Origin of the sequence: Actinoplanes sp. NPDC051633, from assembly GCF_040681735.1 — a bacterium.
Classification (GTDB): Bacteria; Actinomycetota; Actinomycetes; order Mycobacteriales; family Micromonosporaceae; genus Actinoplanes.
Genome location: NZ_JBFAZH010001000.1, coordinates 1 through 2,868 on the forward strand (window position 1 = coordinate 1; position 2,868 = coordinate 2,868).

The window sequence follows — 2,868 nt, forward strand, 5'->3', positions numbered from 1 at the left end:
GGCGGCGCTCAACAAGATCCAGGACAAGATCAAGTTCAAGAGCCTGCTCTTCGACGACCACGTCGGCAAGGTGTCGCTGGTCGGCGCGGGCATGCGCTCGCACCCCGGCGTGGCCGCGTCGTTCTTCGCCTGCATCGGCGCTGCCGGGGTCAACATCGAGATGATCTCCACCTCCGAGATCCGGGTCTCCGTGGTGTGCCGCGACAGCGACCTCGACACCGCCGTGCGCGCGGTCCACGAGCAGTTCGAGCTCGGCGGCGACGAGCAGGCGGTGGTCTACGCCGGCACCGGGCGGTAATGGCGAACCAGCCCGCGCTCGCCGTCGTCGGAGCCACCGGCTCCGTCGGCACCGTCATGCGCGAGTTGCTGTCGTCGCGGCGCGACGTGTGGGGCGAGATCCGGCTGATCGCTTCGGCGCGCTCGGCGGGCCGGTCGCTGCCCTGCCGGGGCCGCGACCTCCCGGTGTACGAGTTGACGGCCGACGTCTTCGACGGCATCGACGTGGCGATGTTCGACGTGCCCGACGACGTGTCGCTCGAGTGGGCGCCGGTGGCCGTCAGCCGCGGGGCGACCGTGGTGGACAACTCCGCGGCGTTCCGGATGCACAAGGACGTCCCACTGGTCGTGCCCGAGGTCAACCGCGACGCGATGCGGCGGCGTCCGCGCGGCATCATCAGCAACGCCAACTGCACCACGATGGCGATGATCATGGCGATCGCGCCGCTGCACCACGAGTACGGGCTGCGTGAGCTGGTGCTGGCGTCGTACCAGGCGGTGTCCGGGGCCGGTCAGATCGGGGTGGACACCCTGCACGACCAGCTCACCAAGGTGGCCGGCGACCGGATGCTGGGGTCGCGGCCGGGCAACGTACGCCAGGCGGTCGGCGACGACCTCGGGCCGTTCTCGGCGCCGGTCGCGCTCAACGTCGTGCCGTGGTCGGGTGCGCTGGCCGAGAACGGCTGGTCGTCCGAGGAGCTCAAGATGCGCAACGAGTCGCGCAAGATCCTCGGGCTGCCCGACCTGAAGGTGTCGGCGACCTGCGTCCGCGTTCCCGTGGTCACCGGGCACTCGATCGCGGTGCACGCGGTCTTCGGCTCCGAGCTGACGGCCGAGGGCGCGCGGAAGGTCCTGCGCAACGCCCCGGGCGTGATCCTGGTCGACGATCCGGCGGCGGGCGAGTTCCCGATGCCGATCGACGCGGTCGGCACCGACCCGTCATGGGTGGGCCGCATCCGCCGGGCGATGGACGACCCGCGGGCCCTCGACCTCTTCATCACCGGCGACAACATGCGCAAGGGCGCGGCCCTCAACACCGTCCAGATCGCCGAGCTCCTGGCCGCCGAGTTCGCCAAGGGGTGACCGTGCCGTCTGGAGCAGGCCGGACGTGGAACACGCCTGGGTGGCGCGCATCGAGGACGCCACACTCTTCGTGCACGAGCTCGACCCGGCCGGCTTCACCGTGATCGACGAGATCGCCGGCTACTGGGTCAGCGGGCAGGACGCGACCGTGACCGCGGTTCGCCGCGTGCACGACGGCTTCGCCGCCTTCGCCGAGCACGACGTGGAGCTGCGCCTGGCCTGCTCGCTGTGGCCGTACATGGACGCGGTGGTCGCGGCCGGCGGCGAGTTCAGCGGCATCCGCATGCGCAACGCGCGCCCGGCCGAGCCGGGCCCGACAAGCACACAGCGATAGCCACGGCTATTGAAGGCCCAGGGCGGCGGCCAGGACCGGGTCGGTGGCGAGCTTCGCGCAGGGGCCCACGACCTGCAGCTGCGTGTTCGCGGGTGTGCCGCGCAGGAGGACACCGCCGCGGGCTTCGACGCCGCCCAGCAGGACCGGCGGGCCCGCCGGCGTGGTCGCGGCCGGCTGGACCTTGCCCGGGAACGGCGGCACGTTGTCGATCCACGAGGACAGGTTCCACGGCGCGTCCGGCATCTGCTGCCACGCCGTGACCACGGACGGGTCGGTCGAATAGGTGGAGCGCGGCGGAAGAAGCTTCACCGTCGCCACGACGCGGGACAGGCCCGCCGAGGAGCATGCCGTGCGGTCGACGGCACGCACCAGTTCACTATCGTCGAACTCGCGGGCGGCGCCGTCCCGGCCGTCCCGGAGGGCCTCGGCCGCGCTGTCCAACCGCCAGTCCACCTCGCGCAGCGCCTCGTCGGGACCCACCGGGCCGGTGACGCGCCGCGACGTATCCCAGCCGTCACCCGGCACGGCACGGTCGCGGCGGAGAGCGGCGAGCGCGGCCGGCGGATCGACCGAACCGGCCTCGGGCGGGGCGGGAGCCTCGGCGACCGACAGGCAGGCGCTGGTCAAGGTCGTGCCGACCGACGAGACGACGATGGTCGCCCTGCTGTTCAGCGCGTGTACGCGGTCCTTCTGGTCCTTGAAGGTCGCGTGCACGCCGAGCAGCCGCACGTCGTCGCCCGAGTGGCCGTCGCCGGGCTCGAGGGCGCCCAGCGCGGCCCTCATCGCCTCGCGCACCCTGTCGGACGCCGCGGGAACGCCGGGCGGATCCGTGGGGGACGCCGAGGCCCGCAGCGGGTCCGCCGGATCGGAGGTCGGGGCGACCCACGACACCCGTACGGTCTGGCCGTCGCCGTTCGCGCACGGGCTTCGCCGGACGTCCAGCAGGGACAGTCCCGCGTCGCCCCAGCCGCCGGCGGTGACCAGGGCGTCGTGCACCCGCAGCAGATCGGCCAGGCCCTTCGCCGGGTCGACCGGCTTCTCGCCGCTCCCGCAGCCGGACATGGCAGCGGGGGGGGGCCGGCGGGACACAGCGGCCGCCCCCCGCCCTGGGGAGCGCAACGATTGATAGGTGTGGGTGACAAAGCGGGGGCGGGTTCAGCGGACGGGTGACGCCG

At 72.9% G+C, this 2,868-nt stretch carries 4 protein-coding genes; 3 read left to right on the plus strand and 1 reads right to left on the minus strand.

Features of this window, described 5'->3' with window-relative positions:
• The 3 genes from AB0M20_RS35880 to AB0M20_RS35890 form a co-directional block, all read left to right on the plus strand.
• Positions 1–298, plus strand: a 298-nt coding sequence (locus AB0M20_RS35880) for an ACT domain-containing protein (RefSeq protein ID WP_364305035.1), incomplete at its 5' end; no start/stop codon positions are given.
• On the plus strand, positions 298–1,359 hold the full coding sequence (locus AB0M20_RS35885) for an aspartate-semialdehyde dehydrogenase (protein WP_364305037.1): 1,062 nt from the start codon (positions 298–300) through the stop codon (positions 1,357–1,359). The genes AB0M20_RS35880 and AB0M20_RS35885, both read left to right, overlap by 1 nt.
• A gap of 25 nt (positions 1,360–1,384) precedes the next feature.
• A complete protein-coding gene (locus AB0M20_RS35890; RefSeq protein WP_364305039.1) occupies positions 1,385–1,693 on the plus strand; it encodes a DUF6886 family protein in 309 nt (102 codons plus the stop codon).
• 6 nt (positions 1,694–1,699) lie between these two features.
• Here the strand turns inward: AB0M20_RS35890 and AB0M20_RS35895 are convergent, their stop codons facing one another.
• The gene (locus AB0M20_RS35895; protein WP_364305040.1) at positions 1,700–2,755 is read right to left on the minus strand and encodes a hypothetical protein; all 1,056 of its coding nucleotides are present in this window, start codon (positions 2,753–2,755) and stop codon (positions 1,700–1,702) included.
• Between the last annotated feature and the right edge of the window lie 113 nt (positions 2,756–2,868).

What these genes read in the sequence shown, in the direction of transcription:
- AB0M20_RS35895 (WP_364305040.1), bottom strand. Translation starts at nt 2,755, where the DNA reads ATGTCCGGCTGCGGGAGCGGCGAGAAGCCGGTCGACCCGGCGAAGGGC.
- AB0M20_RS35885 (WP_364305037.1), top strand. Translation starts at nt 298, where the DNA reads ATGGCGAACCAGCCCGCGCTCGCCGTCGTCGGAGCCACCGGCTCCGTC.